General features: G+C 59.0%; 12 protein-coding genes and 1 tRNA gene. 2 read left to right on the top strand and 11 right to left on the bottom strand.

Going from position 1 to position 17,169, the window contains the following annotated elements; translation table 11 throughout:
- Nucleotides 1-6 precede the first annotated feature (6 nt).
- From ACWKV5_RS22975 to ACWKV5_RS22965, 3 genes are all read right to left on the bottom strand, one after another.
- Nucleotides 7-801, bottom strand: a complete 795-nt coding sequence (locus ACWKV5_RS22975) for a carbon-nitrogen hydrolase family protein (protein ID WP_483843108.1) — start codon at nt 799-801, stop codon at nt 7-9.
- 12 nt (nt 802-813) lie between these two features.
- Nucleotides 814-2,496, bottom strand: coding sequence for a flavin monoamine oxidase family protein (locus ACWKV5_RS22970; protein WP_483843107.1), 1,683 nt, complete (start codon nt 2,494-2,496; stop codon nt 814-816).
- A gap of 231 nt (nt 2,497-2,727) precedes the next feature.
- Nucleotides 2,728-3,189 carry an Lrp/AsnC family transcriptional regulator gene (locus ACWKV5_RS22965; RefSeq protein ID WP_027926714.1) on the bottom strand — a complete coding sequence of 154 codons (462 nt, stop codon included), beginning with the start codon at nt 3,187-3,189 and terminating at the stop codon, nt 2,728-2,730.
- A 184-nt stretch (nt 3,190-3,373) separates the two neighbouring features.
- Here ACWKV5_RS22965 and ACWKV5_RS22960 point away from each other — a divergent pair, with 184 nt between their 5' ends.
- The gene (locus ACWKV5_RS22960) at nt 3,374-5,728 is read left to right on the top strand and encodes a glucose/quinate/shikimate family membrane-bound PQQ-dependent dehydrogenase (RefSeq protein WP_483843106.1); all 2,355 of its coding nucleotides are present in this window, start codon (nt 3,374-3,376) and stop codon (nt 5,726-5,728) included.
- Nucleotides 5,729-5,814: 86 nt separating this feature from the next.
- Here ACWKV5_RS22960 and ACWKV5_RS22955 read toward each other — a convergent pair whose 3' ends face one another.
- The 7 genes from ACWKV5_RS22955 to rpsU form a co-directional block, all read right to left on the bottom strand.
- Nucleotides 5,815-6,255, bottom strand: a complete 441-nt coding sequence (locus ACWKV5_RS22955) for a helix-turn-helix domain-containing protein (RefSeq protein ID WP_483843105.1) — start codon at nt 6,253-6,255, stop codon at nt 5,815-5,817.
- 125 nt (nt 6,256-6,380) lie between these two features.
- Nucleotides 6,381-6,584, bottom strand: coding sequence for a DUF4258 domain-containing protein (locus ACWKV5_RS22950; protein ID WP_483843104.1), 204 nt, complete (start codon nt 6,582-6,584; stop codon nt 6,381-6,383).
- A gap of 208 nt (nt 6,585-6,792) precedes the next feature.
- A tRNA-Ile gene (locus ACWKV5_RS22945) sits at nt 6,793-6,869 on the bottom strand.
- Nucleotides 6,870-6,884: 15 nt separating this feature from the next.
- Nucleotides 6,885-10,631, bottom strand: a complete 3,747-nt coding sequence (locus tag ACWKV5_RS22940) for a bifunctional diguanylate cyclase/phosphodiesterase (protein ID WP_483843103.1) — start codon at nt 10,629-10,631, stop codon at nt 6,885-6,887.
- Nucleotides 10,632-10,753: 122 nt separating this feature from the next.
- A complete protein-coding gene (rpoD, locus tag ACWKV5_RS22935; protein ID WP_483843102.1) occupies nt 10,754-12,601 on the bottom strand; it encodes an RNA polymerase sigma factor RpoD in 1,848 nt (615 codons plus the stop codon).
- A gap of 67 nt (nt 12,602-12,668) precedes the next feature.
- Nucleotides 12,669-14,645 (bottom strand): DNA primase, encoded by a 1,977-nt coding sequence (gene dnaG, locus ACWKV5_RS22930; protein ID WP_483843101.1) that lies wholly within the window; start codon nt 14,643-14,645, stop codon nt 12,669-12,671.
- Between the two features lie 482 nt (nt 14,646-15,127).
- Nucleotides 15,128-15,343, bottom strand: coding sequence for a 30S ribosomal protein S21 (rpsU, locus tag ACWKV5_RS22925; protein ID WP_002551877.1), 216 nt, complete (start codon nt 15,341-15,343; stop codon nt 15,128-15,130).
- A 199-nt stretch (nt 15,344-15,542) separates the two neighbouring features.
- Between rpsU and tsaD the strand changes: the two genes are divergently transcribed.
- Entirely contained in the window at nt 15,543-16,568 is a 1,026-nt protein-coding gene (gene tsaD / locus ACWKV5_RS22920) for a tRNA (adenosine(37)-N6)-threonylcarbamoyltransferase complex transferase subunit TsaD (protein WP_483843100.1), read from the top strand.
- A 23-nt stretch (nt 16,569-16,591) separates the two neighbouring features.
- On the opposite strand, the gene plsY is transcribed toward tsaD, so the two are convergent.
- Complete coding sequence (gene plsY, locus ACWKV5_RS22915) at nt 16,592-17,161, bottom strand: glycerol-3-phosphate 1-O-acyltransferase PlsY (protein ID WP_483843099.1); 570 nt, start codon at nt 17,159-17,161, stop codon at nt 16,592-16,594.
- Nucleotides 17,162-17,169 lie beyond the last annotated feature (8 nt).

Genomic DNA, 17,169 nt, shown 5'->3' with positions numbered 1-17,169 from the left:
AGGGGATTAGCGCTTGTTAAGGTCGCCGTAAAGCTCGGGACGACGATCGATCAAGTAGCGATTGGCGGCCCGTGAGTCGGCCATCAATTGACGATCCAGTTCGCCGACAATCAGCGCTTCATCCAGGCCGGCCTGAGCGATGCGACTGCCATCCGGTGCGGCAATGCTGCTCTGGCCGCAGTAGTGCATCTCGCCTTCATGGCCGCAGTAATTGGCATAGGCAACGTAGCACTGATTCTCGAAAGCGCGGGCGCGGACGGTGACGTCTGCGACGAAGTCGAAGGGAATCATGTTCGCCGTCGGCACCAGGATCAGCTCGGCACCGGCCAGGGCCAGGCGCCGGGCATTTTCCGGGAACTCCATGTCGTAGCAAATCAGGAAGCCAAGTTTCCAGCCGTTGAGTTCCACCAGCGGAAAATCATCCTGCCCGGCGCTGAACATCGAGTGATCGAGGTCGCCGAACAAGTGCGTCTTGCGGTAGTTGCACAACCGCTCGCCGTGGGCGTCGATCAACTGCACGGCGTTGTAGATCTGCCCGTCCTCGGTGCGCTCCGGGTAGCCATACAAAATGGCAATCCCGGCAGTCTTGGCAATGCGCGCAATCTGCTGCGCCGACTCACCGTTGTACACCTCGGCGAGGACGCTGACCGCATCGACGCCGATGTTGTAGCCGGTCAGGAACATCTCCGGCACCACCAACAGGTCGGCACCTTTGGCCTCCAGCGCCAATTGATGCAGGCGTTGCAGATTGCCGGCGACGTCCAGGGGCAGCGGTGGACATTGGTAAAGGGCTACGCGCATTTCGGATTCCTCTTACTCAGGCAAGGCGATCGGACCGATCTCGTTGAACACATCACCTGGACCCGGGTTCTCGGCGTGAGTTTCACCGCCGAAGTGTTTCATGATGCCCCACACCGCGTTGAGCGAGGTTTGCACCGCGCCTTCAACCCAGGCCGGCGTCCACGAAACGTCGTCACCGGCGATGAAAATCCCGCGCTGTTCGGCCGGCATGTCGTCCTGCATGAAATGCGCGTACATGCGCTGGTTGTAGCGGTAATGGCCGGGCAGGGCGCCTTTGAAAGCCCCGAGGAAATGCGGGTCGGCTTCCCACGACACAGTGATCGGATCGCCGATGATGCGCGCGGCAATGTCGACTTTCGGGTAGATCTTTTTCAACGCGTCCAACGCCAGTTTCACGCGTTTTTCCACCGGGTGCGGGAGCATTTTCAGCGCGTCGCTCATCCACGAGTACGACAGGCAAATCACGCCGGGCTTGTCGTCGCCGTTATCGAACAGATAAGTGCCACGGGTCAGGCGGTCGGTGAGGGTCATGCTCATCAGGTCACGGCCGGTTTCCGGATCCTTGTCCTTCCAGAACGGGCGGTCGACCATCACGAACGTCTTCGACGACTGCATGTAGCGGGTGCGGTCGAGGGCCATCCACATCTTTTGCGAGAACAGGGTTTCGTCGCATTCGATCTGGGTGGTCAGCAGCCAGCTCTGGCACGTGGTCAACACCGCAGCGTATTCGCGGGTGTCGCCATTGTTGTCGGTGACCGCAAAACGGCCTTCGGCGGCGTGGGCGATCTTTTTAACCCCGGAGCGCGGCGCGCCTCGGTGCAAAGATTTGAGACTGGTGCCTTCGGGCCAGTGCACGCAGCGTTCCGGCACATGGCGCCAGATGCCTTGCGGGACTTGTTCGACGCCGCCGACGACCAGGTGCTGGTGATCATCGCAGTTGGTCATCACCACCCGGAAAATTTCCAGCATCGAGTTCGGGAAGTCAGAGTCCCAGCCGCCGGTGCCGAAGCCGACCTGGCCGAACACTTCGCGGTGATGGAACGAGAGTTTGGCGAAGGCTTTTGAGGTCGCGACGAAGTCGTAGAAAGTGCGGTCGTCCCACAGCGGAACCAGGGTGTTCCACAATTCTTTGAGGCGCGGCACGTCACGGTCACGGATCGCTTGCTGGATATCGGCGAACTGTGAACCGGCTTCCAGTGCATCCGCCCAGGCGTCAGCCACTTCCTGGAACAGTGCAGGAAGATCCGCCAGTTTCTGTGCGTAATGGGTTTTGCCTTCGATGTCGATCACCGTGCTGCCCGATGCGGGCGTCAGCGGGTTCGGAAAAGGCTTGGTCTGCAGGCCGAGTTTGTCGACGTAGTGATAGAACGCGGTAGACGATACCGGGAAGCGCATCCCGCCCAATTCGGCGACGATTCCATCGGTCCCGTTGAACGCCTGGGAGCGCAGGCGACCGCCCATCTTCGAGGCTTCGTAGACGACGGGTTTGAGGCCCATCTTCATCAACTCGTAGGCCGCCACCAAACCGGCGATGCCCGCGCCGACAATCGCTACTTCGGCACCGTGGTTGTGCGCAGGAATGCTGCCCAGGCCAGCCGGGTGTTCGATCCAGTCGTCGAAGGCGAACGGAAAGTCCGGACCGAAAATGGTGACTGGTTTCTTACCGTCTGCAGGATGGCGATTGTTCTTGTTCATGGCTGACCTTGCTGGCGACCCGACGCGGGATGCGCGTCTGAGTATAGGAAAAGATGGCAGCCATTCTAGTGAGCGTAGAACACGTTAATAAGACGCAATGTGTCGTCGTTTTGCCAATAAACCAATCAAAATGACGATATATACCTGCTATCTGACAAAACCCGATCCCTGTGGGAGCGAGCCTGCTCGCGAAGAGGCGCGTTCAGTCGCCAAACAGCCCAAACCCGAACGCTAAACCGGCTGCCCCCGATCAATCTTGCTACTCAAAATAATCGACGTCGTCGTCTTCTCCACCCCATCGACACTGCCGATCTGATCCAGCAACTGATCCAGTTGCTCTGGCGAGTCAGTCCGCAGCCACGCCACATAATCAAATTCGCCACTCACCGCACACAACTGCTGAACCTGCGCCATCGCACTGAGCCGACGCAGCACTTCCTTGCCCGAGCGCGGTTGCACGGTAATCCCGACGTACGCCTGTAATCCGCCATCCACCACGCGCTGACCGAGGCGCACGCCATAACCGGTGATGACCCGGGTCTTTTCCAGGCGTGCCAATCGTGAGGTGACGGTCGTGCGCGCAATGCCCAATTGCCGGGCCAGCATGGCCACGCTCTCGCGGGCGTTGATTTGCAGGGCGGCGATCAACTGGCGATCTATCTCGTCAAGAACGGGTGGGCGTGTATCAGGCAAGGGGCGTCTCCAGTGGCGTGGAACAATGATTGAGCATGTTACAGGCTCGTTCGACACGACGCTTGTGGGCGATATTCGAACGAGTCTTTGTACCGTTCAGAACATTTATGACTGCGACAAATTGCCATAAGTAACTAGGTAGTACATCATTCTGCGCTTGTCACAAATGGGGAAAATTTCCGACATGAATAATTCTGGGGCTGCCGGCGGCGGCAAATGGCTGTTGCGCGGTCTGGGTGTGCTGATTGCCTTGATCGGGCTTGGCCTCGCAGCAGGCGGCGGTTATCTGATCGCGCTGGGTGGCAGCGCTTACTTCTTGCTGATGGGCTTGGCGATGCTGGTGTCCGGGCTGATGATTGCCCGATGCAAGCCCCAAGGCGCGTGGCTTTATGGCCTGGCGTTGATCCTGACCGCGATGTGGGCGGTGTGGGATGCCGGTTTCGACTACTGGCCGCTCGTCTCACGAGTGCTGACATTCGCCGTGATCGGTCTGGTCGTTGCGTTGATGTATCCGATGCTGGTGCGCGCTTCAGGCGCGACGGCGGGCCGCGGTGCCTATGGCCTGGCCGGTATCTTGGGCGTTGGTGTCGTCGCAACGATGGCCTACATGTTTGTGCCTACGCATGTGGTCAAGGCTTCCATCGAGCCGGCGGTAACGCCGGTGACGCCGGGCACTGAACAGAAAGACTGGGCGCATTGGGGCAACACCACCGCCGGCAATCGCTTTGCCGCGCTGGACCAGATCAACAAAGGCAACATCGACAAGCTGCAAGTCGCGTGGACCTTCCACACAGGTGACGTTCCTGTCAGCACCGGTGCTGGTGCCGAAGACCAGAACACCCCGCTGCAAATCGGCGATACGGTCTACACCTGCACCGCCTACGGCAAAGTCTTCGCCCTGGACGCCGACACCGGCGCCCAGCGCTGGAAGTTCGACCCGCAAGGCACCGCGCCGAACTGGCAGCGCTGCCGTGGCCTGGGGTATTCCGAAACGCCGCTGTCCTCGGATAACCAGCCAACAGCCTGTACGAAACGTCTGTTTCTACCGACCGGCGATGCGCGTCTGATCGCCATCAATGCCGACACCGGCAAGCCCTGCGAAGAGTTTGGCAACCATGGCACGGTCGACCTGACAACGGACATGGGCGAAGTGAAACCGGGCTATTACCAACAAACCTCGACCCCGTTGGTCGCCGGTAACGTAGTGATTGTCGGCGGCCGCGTGGCTGATAACTACTCCACGGGCGAACCGCCAGGTGTGGTCCGCGCCTATGACGTGCGCAGTGGCGAACTGGTGTGGGCGTGGGATCCGGGAAATCCGAACACCACCAAACGCCCGCCTGCCGGGGAGACCTATACCCGTGGTACGCCGAACGTCTGGTCGGCCATGTCCTACGACGCCAGGCTCGGTCTGGTGTATTTGCCAACCGGCAACGCCACCCCGGACTTCTTCGGCGGCCAGCGCACGGCATTCGATGACAAATGGAACTCGTCCATCGTCGCTATCGACGTGAAGACCGGTCAGGTGCGCTGGCACTTCCAGACCACTCACCACGACCTCTGGGACTTCGACCTGCCAGCCCAGCCGCTGCTGTACGACGTGCCGGACGACAAGGGCGGCGTGCAGCCAGCCTTGGCGCAAGTGACCAAGCAGGGCGAGATCTTCCTGCTCAATCGCGAAACCGGTGTACCGATCGCCCGCGTCGAAGAGCGTCCGGTGCCGAAAGGCAATGTCCCCGGCGAACGCTATTCACCGACCCAGCCGTTCTCGGTGGACATGCCGTCAATCGGTAACAAGACGTTGACCGAGTCCGACATGTGGGGCGCCACGCCGTTCGATCAACTGATGTGCCGCATCCAGTTCAAAGGCATGCGCCACGAAGGCGTCTACACCCCGCCAGGGCTTGATCGCGCGTTGCAGTTCCCGGGCTCGTTGGGTGGCATGAACTGGGGAAGCGTTTCGGTGGACCCCAACACCAACTACATGTTCGTCAACGACATGCGCCTCGGCCTTGCCAACTACATGATCCCGCGCAACAAGATCGCCGCCGGGGCCAGTGGTATTGAAATGGGTGTGGTGCCGCAGGAAGGCACGCCGTTCGGTGCGATGCGCGAACGCTTCCTCTCGGCGGCCGGCATTCCGTGTCAGAAACCACCGTTTGGCACGATGTCCGCTATCGACCTCAAGACCCACAAACTGATGTGGCAAGTCCCGGTCGGCACCGTGCAAGACACTGGCCCGCTGGGGATCCGCATGCATTTGCCAATCCCGATTGGCATGCCGACGCTGGGCGCTTCGCTGGCGACCCAGTCGGGGCTGTTGTTCTTCGCCGGGACACAGGATTTTTACCTGCGTGCGTTCGATACCGGCAACGGCAATGAGATCTGGAAGGCGCGTTTGCCTGTGGGCAGTCAGTCGGGGCCGATGACGTACGTTTCGCCGAAAACCGGCAAGCAGTACATCCTGCTGACGGTGGGTGGTGCGCGTCAGTCGACGGATCGTGGGGATTATGTGATTGCGTATGCGTTGCCCAAGTAGGGGCTAATTGCGGGTACGAAAAAGCTGTGCCATTCGCACATCAAAAAGCCCGGCATTTTCGCCGGGCTTTTTCGCACCATTCATATTCAAGCGTATGCATTGCCTTGGTTATGCCATCCGCCTTCAAACTCCAGATTCAGTTTGTAGAGGTCGTGGTCCAATTTGTTGATGGTGTTGATAGCTGCCATCAAATCCGCTTCGCCAGTTTTGGCTTCGAGATAAAGGCCCCTCAAGTAGCGGTCGTTCACCATTGGGATTTTGTCGGTTTTTTCCCAGATCGCTACAGCTTGGCTCGTCAAACCAACGATCTCAGCGAGGCTTTCTTGAGACAGCCCAAGTTCTTTCCTGAGGAATCGGAACTCAGCCCCTGTCAACACAGCAGTCTTCTCGGCGATGGCCTTGCCGATGACGTCATGTAAGCCTTTCACATCGGTGATGGCGACGGACTCGCCATACGCGGTCTCTTTCACCACGAAGCCGTTGCTAAGCCATACATTTGGCAGGCCGCTCTCTACGTAGTGGTACATAAATTCATCCCTTCTTTTGTATCGTGGTCACTATGACGAGAAATGTCCCGTCGTCATTAACATCGATTGCGCCGACGACCTGGAGAGGTGACCCAGCTCTAAACCAGGAAATAGTAAACCTCCAATCACCCCCCCGGTTGCTGGAACGGCCCTTCGGTGATCTGCCCCTTGCCCAGGCAGTCCATCACATCCGGCATGCTCACCCCTCGCTCAATCATCCTTGCCTTGGCATGCGGAGAGTAAAAGATGCGTTCCGATACCTCCGAAAGCCCACGTATTATTTCGAGAGCTTTCTTTTTTGGCAGTGGAAAAGGCAGTAGGAGGCTCATTGGGTTTCTATAGTATTTATAGGTTGAGTCATCCTAAAGTTCAAGGCTGGCTTGTCAAATTCCATTGTATGTCTGGGAATGACGCTACTGCGTTGGTAAGCCCACGTGGACACTTTGTAGGCGTGTAAGCTGCTTGTTGAAGAGAAAAGCTTGGGGGAGCCTGAACACCAGACACAAAAAAGCCGCGCATTTGCGCGGCTTCTTTATTTGGTGGGCCCACACGGACTTGAACCGTGGACCAAAGGATTATGAGTCCTCTGCTCTAACCAACTGAGCTATAGGCCCTCAGTAGGCCGCGGATTATAGCGACGGTTTCTCGGCTGTGCTATCCGAAAAATCCGATACGGCAATACGAAGAAACGTCGCGGCGAATTCGTCGGCGGGAAGAGGCGGACTGACGATGTAACCCTGGATCTGTTCGCAGCCTTCGGTGGCGAGGAATTCCTGTTGGGCCAGGGTCTCCACGCCCTCGGCGATGACGGTGAATTGCATGCTGCGGCCCAGGGCGATGATCGCGCGAACAATCGCCGCATCATGCGGATCGTCAGGCAGGCCGCGGACAAATGACTGATCAATCTTGAGAATATCCAGCGGCAGGCGCTTGAGGTAGCTCAAGGACGAGTAGCCCGTCCCGAAGTCGTCGATGGCCAACTGCACGCCCAGCTGTTTGAGTTGGTGCAGCACCGCGAGCGCTTCTTCGGCCTGGCTCATGATGAAGTTTTCGGTAATCTCCAGTTGCAGAAAACCGGGTTGGAGATGGCTGTCCTTGAGCAGTTGCTCGATCCGTCCCAGCAGATTGGGTTGACGCAGTTGGGCGCCTGCGAGGTTGACCGAGAGCGGGCCGAGGCATTCATACACCTGATTCCACTCGTTCATTTGCCGGCAGGCGGTTTCGAGCACCCAGTCGCCGATTTGCAGAATCATGCCGTTTTCTTCGGCCAGGGGAATGAAGTGTTCTGGCGGCACCATGCCGAAGGTCGGGTGATGCCAGCGAATCAGTGCCTCGGCACCGACCAGTCGATGGTCGTCGAGGCTGATTTTCGGCTGGTAGTGCAAGAACAGTTCGTTGCGCTCGATGGCGCGCCGCAATTCATGTTCCAGTGCCACGCGCTCGCTGGCCTGTGCGGTGAGGTCGCGGGTATAGCTTTCGACCCGGTTACGCCCCTTGGCCTTGGAGCGGTACATCGCGGCATCGGCGTTCTTGACCAGCGTGGCGACGTCGCAGCCGTCCTTGGGGTACAGGCTGGTGCCGATGCTGGCGCTAATGAAAAACTCGTGTTCACCGGCCTGGAACGGCGCCCCGAAGCAGTTGAGCAGCTTGGCCGCGATGTTGTCGGCGTCGCTGTTCTGTTGCAGGCCCGGTAGCAGGATGATGAATTCGTCACCGCCTAGGCGCGCGACGGTATCGATGTCGCGCAACTGTTCTTTGAGGCGCACCGCGATGCCTTTGAGGAGCAGGTCGCCAACCGGGTGGCCGAGGCTGTCGTTGATGTGTTTGAAGCGGTCCAGGTCGAGGAACAGCACGGCGCCCTGGCCACCATTTTCTTGTTGGGTGTTGAGGGCGGTCTGCAGTCTGCTCTCGAACAGTGTGCGGTTTGGCAGGCCGGTCAACGGGTCGTGATGCGCCTGGTAATCGAGTTTGGCCTGAGCGTGTTTGAGGCTGGAAATGTCGGCGAACACCGCCACAAAGTGGGTGATGAACTTGTCCCGGTTGCGCACGGCGCTGATGGTCAGCCAGCTCGGGTAGAGTTCGCCATTCTTGCGGCGGTTGGAGATTTCGCCTTGCCAATGACCTTCGGCGGTCAATTGGTGCCACATCGCCGCATAAAACGCGCTGTCATGAAGGCCCGAGGCAAGCAGGCGAGGGGTGTGGCCCAGTGCTTCGCTCTCGCTGTAGCCGGTAATCTCGGTAAACGCGCGGTTGACCGCGCTGATGTGCTGTTGGGTGTCGGTGATCAGCACGCCCTCGGCCGTGCTTTCGAACACGGTGGCGGCCTGTTGCAGCTTTTCCTGCATCAGGTGCCGCTCGGTGATATCCCGGGCGATGGTCAACATGCAGTCTTCATCACCGATAGGCAAAGGACGGCTCGACACCTCACAGAGACGAATCTGCCCGTCGCTGCGGCGGATGTGGCAACTGAAGTCGCGGACGAAGCCATCCCGGTGCAGCAGGTCGAGCATTTGTTTGCGTTCGTTGAGGTTGACCCATATCCCGAGGTCCAGGGCCGACCGATCAACGGACATCGCGCTGTTGAAGCCCGTGATGCGGCTGAAACCTTCATTGACCTCCAGCAGCAACCCGTCGCTCTGCCTGGACAGCAACAAACCGTCCGGAGAAGCGTGGAAGGCCTTGGCGAATTTCTCCTCGGAGGTTTGCAGTTGCTGCTGGGTTTCCTTGAGCTGGCTGATATCACGCACCACGACCACCAGGGCAGGGGTCGTGTCGAGATCGAAAGGCTCGGCGGAAATCAGGCCGGTGAACACGTGGCCGTTACTGCGGCGAAAAGGCATCTCCAGGTTGCGGATGCTGCCGGCCTGCAATCGCTGCAACAGACCCGGCCCAACGCCTGGGATGCCCCAGATGTTGAGGTCTGTGGCCGTCTGGCCGATGACGTCTTCAGCCCTGAGGCCGATTTGCTCTTCGAACGCTTTGTTCACCTCCAGCAGGCAACCGTCGGACAGTCGCGCGATCACCAGAATGTCCGGGCATTGCTGGAAGACCGAAGCAAATTTTTGCTCGGACAGACTCAACGCTTCTTCTGTGCGCTTGGTATCACTGATATCGATCATCAGCCCGCGCATGATCGGTTCATGACCGTGCTCGATCAGGCTGACGATATCGCGCACCCAAAGGCAGCGGCCATCGGCGGTGATGACCCGGTAATCGACGCTGTGATCGCGCCCGGCCAGCACTTCGTGATCGCAAAAAGACTGTGCCCGGGTCAGGTCCGCGGGGTGGATGATGTTGCGCCAGAAGCCCGGAATCAGCCAATGAGACAGGGGATAACCGAGGAGCTCTTCGGCATGGGGTGAGACGTAGCTGTAGGTGAAATCACTGATCCGTGCTTCCCAGGCGATGGCCGACAAACTCTCTACCAGCCCGCGATAGTGATACTCGCTGCTGCGCAGTTCCTGTTCCAGGTCGACCCGGCGAGCAATTTCGGAGCTCAGTCGGCGGTTGATCCGGATGACCACGGCCAGCATGACCGTCAGAAACAGCAGCCCCGGCAATCCGTACACCAGCAAATCCGACCAGAAGGTTCGATGATCGAGGACGTTGCCCACCCAATGTTCCTGAATGGCGCTGATTTCACTGGGGCTCATGTCCGCCAATACTTTGTCCAGAATGCCGACCAGCACCTTGTTACCGGGAGGCACGGCCATTGCCAGTTGATAGCGGTAGGGGGTTTCACCGCTGACATACAACCCATCGAGCCTGAGCTGGCGAAGGCTCCAGACGCTGGACGCAAGATCGCCCACCACGGCGTCCACTTCATCGGTGGCCAATGCCTGCAAAGCCGAGCTCACATTGGGCATCGGCACCAGATTCAGGTCAGGGTGGTGGGTGCGCAGCAGCTCATGGGGCGCGTAGTTTTCCACCACGGCGATCTTCAACCCGTAAAGGTCTTCGAGTTTGTGCGGTTGGGCGCCGCCGACATGGGCCAGGATGACAATGGGGAAGTCGAGATAGGGGCGAGTAAACGACAGGTACGATTGGCGTTCCGGTGTCGACATGATGCCCGGCAAAACATCCAGCTTGCCTTGCTTGGCCTGTTCCAGCACGACCGTCCAGCTGACCGGTTCGATGGGCGTGAGGTTGATGGCCAGCCGTTGACGAATCACATTGATGTAGTCCGCCGCCAGGCCCTGATAAACGCCCTTTTCATCGCGGAACTCAAATGGCGGCCACGACGCGTCTACACCCAGGCGCAAATCCGGGTGTGCGTTCAGCCAGCTACGTTCGTCGTCAGTCAGAGTCAGCGCGCCAGCCGTTGCGGTCCAGGTCATCAGCGACAGCAAAAAAAGCACGGTCGGCAGTCTGGGCATAACGGTCTCGTTATGGCTCGGGGGAATGTTTCGAGTGTAGACGGGCTAGGCGGCGGGGGGGAGGTACGGGGGATTTAATCTGCATAAAGCAAAACCCCCGGCCTGGGCCGGGGGTTCTGTTATTACTCGTCGAGGAAGGAGCGCAAATGCTCGCTTCTCGTCGGGTGGCGCAGCTTGCGCAGTGCCTTGGCTTCGATCTGACGAATCCGTTCACGGGTCACGTCGAACTGCTTACCAACCTCCTCAAGGGTGTGGTCGGTATTCATGTCGATACCGAAGCGCATGCGCAGAACCTTGGCTTCACGGGCAGTGAGGCCGGACAGGACTTCGCGAGTCGCTTCTTTAAGGCTCTCAACAGTGGCGACATCGATTGGCGACTGCATGGTCGAGTCTTCGATGAAGTCACCCAGATGGGAGTCTTCGTCATCACCGATCGGGGTTTCCATGGAGATCGGCTCTTTAGCGATCTTCAATACCTTGCGGATCTTGTCCTCAGGCATTTCCATGCGTTCGCCCAGCTCTTCCGGGGTCGGCTCGCGACCCATTTCCTGCAACATCTGCCGGGAAATACGGTTGAGCTTGTTGATCGTCTCGATCATGTGCACCGGAATACGGATGGTGCGGGCCTGGTCGGCGATCGAGCGAGTGATCGCCTGACGGATCCACCAGGTGGCATAAGTCGAGAATTTGTAGCCGCGGCGGTATTCGAACTTGTCTACCGCTTTCATCAAACCGATGTTGCCTTCCTGGATCAGATCGAGGAACTGCAGGCCACGGTTGGTGTACTTCTTGGCGATGGAGATCACCAGACGCAAGTTCGCTTCAACCATCTCTTTCTTCGCGCGGCGGGCCTTGGCCTCACCGATCGACATGCGACGGTTGATGTCCTTGATCTCGGCGATCGTCAAACCGGTTTCGGTTTCCAGCGCGGTCAGCTTCTGCTGGCAACGAACGATGTCCGGTTGCAGGCGACCAATGGCTTCAGCGTATTTGCTTTTGCCTTTGGCCAGCGCATCGGTCCAGCTTTCGTCAACTTCGTTGCCCGGGAACTGGCGCAGGAAGTCGGCACGCGGCATGCGGGCATCACGAACGCAAAGTTGCATGATCGCGCGCTCTTGCTGACGCAGACGATCCAGGGCACTGCGAACACGCTCGACCAGGCCTTCGAATTGCTTCGGAACCAGTTTGATCGGCATGAACAGCTCAGCCAGGAGCAACAGTTCGGCGATTGCCAGCTTATTGCCACGACCGTGCTTTTTCAGCGCCTTGCGGGTGACTTCCATCTGATCGGAGACAGCGCCAAAACGCTGGGCTGCGATGACCGGATCCGGACCGCTTTCGGCTTCTTCTTCGTCATCCGTTGCTTCGGCGTCATCGTCGTCAGTGTCGTCATCCGCTTTCACGGCTTTCGGATCGATCGGCGGCGGCACTTCTGCTGCAGGCGGCGCAATGCCGTCGTCCGGGTCGATATAACCGCTCAGGACGTCGGACAGGCGGCCACCTTCGGTGGTGACGCGAGTGTACTCGGAGAGAATATGATCAACCGTGCCAGGGAAGTGCGCAATTGCGCCCATCACTTCACGGATGCCCTCTTCAATACGTTTGGCGATTTCGATTTCGCCTTCACGTGTGAGGAGCTCTACCGTACCCATTTCACGCATGTACATGCGCACTGGGTCGGTGGTGCGACCAATGTCGGTCTCGACCGCTGCCAACGCTGCTGCTGCCTCTTCGGCCGCAGCTTCGTCGGTATCGGCGTCGGCCAGCATAAGGGAATCCTTATCTGGCGCAACCTCGAATACGTTGATCCCCATGTCATTGATCATGCGGATGATGTCTTCCACCTGTTCCGGATCTGAAATATCCTCCGGCAGGTGGTCGTTGACCTCTGCGTAAGTCAGGTAACCCTGCTCACGACCAAGTGTGATCAACTCTTTGATACGAGACTGCTGTTGCGCTTTTCCGGACATAACACCCTATCCACTGAAGGTCTTGGCGGGCAAAAAACAAGCCGAGGATTATACCTGAGCTATGACCTCACGCGCCAGTTGAGGTCGGGTTTGATACAGCCATATTGCGTTTTAATAGGTCGCGCATCTGATTTGCGATCTGATTTGCTTCCTCCGGGGTCAATCCCGGCTGTCTGGCTTTCCTGATAAGTACTTCCAGGCTATCCGTGTGTTGAGCGGCCGATAACCTAGTAATGGTGTCTAAAAACTGTTGTTCAAGGTTATCGCCTGCAATCAGCCATTCCTTTTCTGCCAACGCTTTGAGCAATCGTCCCTGTTCGGTCCCGTGCCAGCGCGCCATTAGCTGAATTGAGTTTAGCTTAGGATTTTTTTGCACCGCCTCGATCAGGGCCACGAGCAGTTGTGCGTAGGTATTGCTCTCATTGGCAAAATGGTTGGCGGTTTCTACCCGGCCAGCCAGATCCGGATGATGAATGAGGGTGCGCAGCGCGATCAGCGTGGGCGCTTCGACAGCAATCGGTGTGCGCGGGGCGCTCGGTTGATCACGATCGCCGCGTTTGCCGTTCTTGTCCCACGGTTTCTTGTCCCACTTCTTGCCGCCGGCGCCGGGTTTCTTCGGCGTCCACTCCTGCTGCGGCACATACATTTCTTGTGACTGCGGCTGATGGTAGTCGCTGTAGTCCGGCATGGCGTCGTAATCCATGCCGGGATCGTAGGCCGGTGGCGCGTCCTGAGGGGCGCTTTGCACCAGTTGGCTCACCGCTTCGCCGCTGAGGCCGGTAATTTCGGTCAGGCGCTGACGCATCAGGATGCGCAGGTTCGCGCCCGGGACTTTATCGATGAGCGGCGCGGCGAGGGTGGCCATGTGGGCCTTGCCCTCCAGCGAACGCGGGTCCGACTCTTCAGTCAGCTGCTGGAAGAAATAGTCCGCCAGCGGCTGGGCATGCTGGTTGATTCGGGCGCGGAAAGCATCCGTGCCTTCGGAACGAACCAGCGTATCCGGGTCTTCGCCTTCTGGCAGGAACAGAAAACGTGCGCGCCGCCCGTCTTGCAGGCAGGGCAGCGTCGCTTCCAGTGCTCGCCAGGCAGCGTTGCGACCAGCCTGGTCACCGTCAAAACAGAACAACACGTTGGGTACGACGCGAAACAGTCGCTTCAAGTGCTCTTCGCTGGTGGCGGTGCCCAGGGTTGCCACGGCATTGCGCAGGCCTTGCTGGGCGAGGGCGATGACGTCCATATAACCTTCGACGACGATGATTTCGTCGAGGTTGCGGTTGTTCTTGCGTGCTTCATAAAGGCCGTAGAGTTCCTGGCCTTTATGGAATACCGGGGTTTCCGGTGAGTTCAGGTATTTCGGCTTGTCGTCGCCCAGTACCCGGCCACCGAAAGCGATGATGCGCCCGCGGCTGTCGCGAATCGGGAACATCACGCGATCGCGGAAGCGGTCATAGCGTTTGCCGGTTTCGGCGTTCTCGATCAGCAGGCCGGCATCGACCATGGCTTTCTGTTGCAGGGTGTCGCTGCTCAAATGTTTGAACAGGTTATCCCAGCCTGGCGGAGCAAAGCCGAGGCCGAAGTCGCGGGCAATCTCGCCCGTCAGTCCGCGGCCCTTCAGGTAATCCACGGCCGCTTTGCGTGATGGATGACTTTTCAGCGCTTGGCGGTAAAAGTCGGCGGCGGCGGTGAGTAGCGGGTACAGCGGCGAATCGGTCGGTTGCCGCGGTTTGTGCGGCCGGCCGCTTTCTTCGCGGGGGATTTCCATGCCGGCGGCTTTGGCCAGCTCCTCGACGGCCTGGACGAAATCCAGGTTGTCGTGGTCCATCATGAAGCCGAGGGCGTTACCGCCAGCACCGCAACCGAAGCAGTAATAGAACTGTTTGTCAGGGCTGACGCTGAAAGACGGGGTTTTTTCTTTGTGGAACGGGCAGCAAGCGGTGTAGTTCTTGCCGGCCTTTTTCATTTGCAGGCGCGAGCTGACCACATCGACGATGTCGGTGCGGTTCAGAAGGTCGTCAATGAAGCTCTGGGGAATTAGCCCGGCCATGGCGTTCTCGTCATCTGCGCTGAAAGGGACCTATAACGAAGTGCGGCCGAACGCGGGTCGTTGCTTGAGGCGCGCAAAAGATGCGGCTCGACCGGTGTCGTCTGCGTAATCGCTATCGGGGAGTGTATCTGCCGAAAATCCACTGACGTTAATACCAATCAGTAATCGACTGTTTGAAAGTGTTGCGCTGAATCCGCTGCGGCCTGTCGATGGCCTCGGATAGCTCAATAAGCGGGCACGCAAGCAGGTGCCTTGGGCTGATCGTCGTGAGAGGAATCAGTGGGTGTGCTCGTCAGTAGCCTTGGAAGGCTCGTCAGAAAAGACGTGCACCGCTGGCAAAAGAGCCAGGTCTGACGCTGTGAAGCAGATTTGTCTCGGTCGCGTCTGCGGCTTCGACGGTGAAGCATCAAGCGTTTTACGCAAATGCCATTAGCCCGGCTTGGAGCCGGGCTTGGCAGAAGCTTGCTACGATCGTCTGTGTATTAGTACAGACGAACGGCGCGGCGCTGTTCGCGCTGAACTTTCTTCGCGTGACGCTTAACAGCGGCTGCTGCTTTGCGCTTACGCTCAGAAGTTGGCTTCTCGTAAAATTCGCGGCTACGAACTTCAGCCAGTACACCGGCTTTTTCGCAGGAGCGCTTGAAACGACGCAGAGCTACGTCGAAGGGTTCGTTCTCTTTTACTTTGACGGCTGGCATCCAGAGCTACCTTCATTCATTACCGGGGTCAACATCCTCGCGGCAAAAGAGCACTTGAAGACGTCGGTTTTTAAGGGTTGCGGATGTTAACCCCTCATCGCTTGGAATGCAAAGCCTCTGATCGAAAACCGCTGGTCGGGGCATCACGTGGCGACTATTATGCGCGCCTTCGAATTCAGCCTAAACAAGGCGCAAACCCATGCTAGTACTGGGATTAGAAACCTCCTGCGACGAAACCGGTGTCGCATTATATGACAGTGAACGCGGGCTGTTGGCCGACGCACTGTTCAGCCAGATTGATCTGCACCGTGCCTATGGTGGCGTGGTGCCGGAGCTGGCCTCGCGCGACCACGTCAAACGCATGCTGCCCTTGATTCGTCAGGTGTTGGCCGAAGCTGACTGCGTGCCGACCGAGATCGATGCCATCGCGTATACCGCGGGTCCTGGCTTGGTCGGCGCGTTGTTGGTGGGCGCTTCCTGCGCCCAGGCGCTGGCCTTTGCCTGGGGTATTCCGGCCTTGGGCGTGCACCACATGGAAGGCCACTTGCTGGCGCCGATGCTGGAGACGCAACCGCCAGAATTCCCGTTCGTCGCTTTGTTGGTGTCCGGCGGCCATACGCAGCTGGTTCAGGTCGACGGAATCGGCCAGTACACGCTGTTGGGCGAGACACTGGACGACGCCGCCGGTGAAGCTTTCGACAAGACCGCGAAGATGATGGGGCTCAATTACCCGGGCGGCCCGGAGATCGCGCGCATGGCCGAGCAAGGCGTTGCGGGGCGATTCACGTTTCCGCGTCCGATGTGCGACCGCCCGGGCCTGGCATTCAGCTTCAGTGGCTTGAAAACCTTCGCGTTGAACACCTGGCAGCAAAGCGTCAGTGCCGGGGACGACAGCGAGCAAGCCCGTTGCGACATCTCTCTGGCGTTCCAGCAGGCCGTGGTGGAGACTTTGACCATCAAGTGCAAGCGAGCCCTCAAGCAAGCGGGCATGAAGCGCCTGGTCATCGCTGGGGGCGTCAGCGCCAACAAGGCACTGCGCACCTCGCTGGAAAAAATGCTCGGTGATATGAAGGGCGATGTGTTTTACGCCCGTCCGGAGTTCTGCACCGACAATGGCGCGATGATCGCGTTTGCCGGGTGCCAGCGCTTGCAGGCTGGCCAGCATGAAAGCCTGGCGATCAGCGTGCAGGCACGTTGGCCGATGGAGCAATTGTCGGCGCTGTGATGAGCCGCGCTCACGTCCGGTATTTAAAAATGCCGTTCGCGCCCGGCAAACAGGTCGCGTAGATTGCCGCGATGACGCCAGACAATCAGCCCGGTGAGCACGCTCATGGGCAGCAAGGCCGCCGGTTCCTGCCAGGCCAGTAACGGCAGGGTCAGCGGTGTGGCGATCAGTGCGGCGAGTGAGCTGGTGCGGGTCAGGTAGAACGTCAGCAGCCAGGCGCAGACCGCCAGCAGTGCCGCAGGCGGGTAAAGCCCCAGCAGCATGCCGGCCGCGGTGGCGACACCTTTGCCGCCGCGAAAGCGGAAGTACACTGGAAACAGATGGCCGATGACGGCGCAGATGCCGATCCAGGCCTGTTCTTGCAGCGAAAGACCAGCAAGAGCGGCGATCAGCACGGGCAGCAAGCCTTTGCAGAGGTCGCCAAGCAAGGTCAGGACGGCGAGTTTCTTGCCGGCCAGGCGCAACATGTTGGTGGCACCGGCATTGCCCGAGCCACTCATTCGCGGATCGGGGTTCCCGGTCAGGCGGCTGAGCAAAATGGCGAAGGACAGAGAGCCGAGCAGGTAGGCGAGGATCGCCAATAACCAAAACATGCTAACTA

The sequence above is a fragment of the Pseudomonas oplopanacis genome, assembly GCF_057128725.1.
The sequence above is the reverse complement of the archived record's forward strand: the minus strand, read 5'-3'. Positions and strand labels throughout refer to the sequence as shown.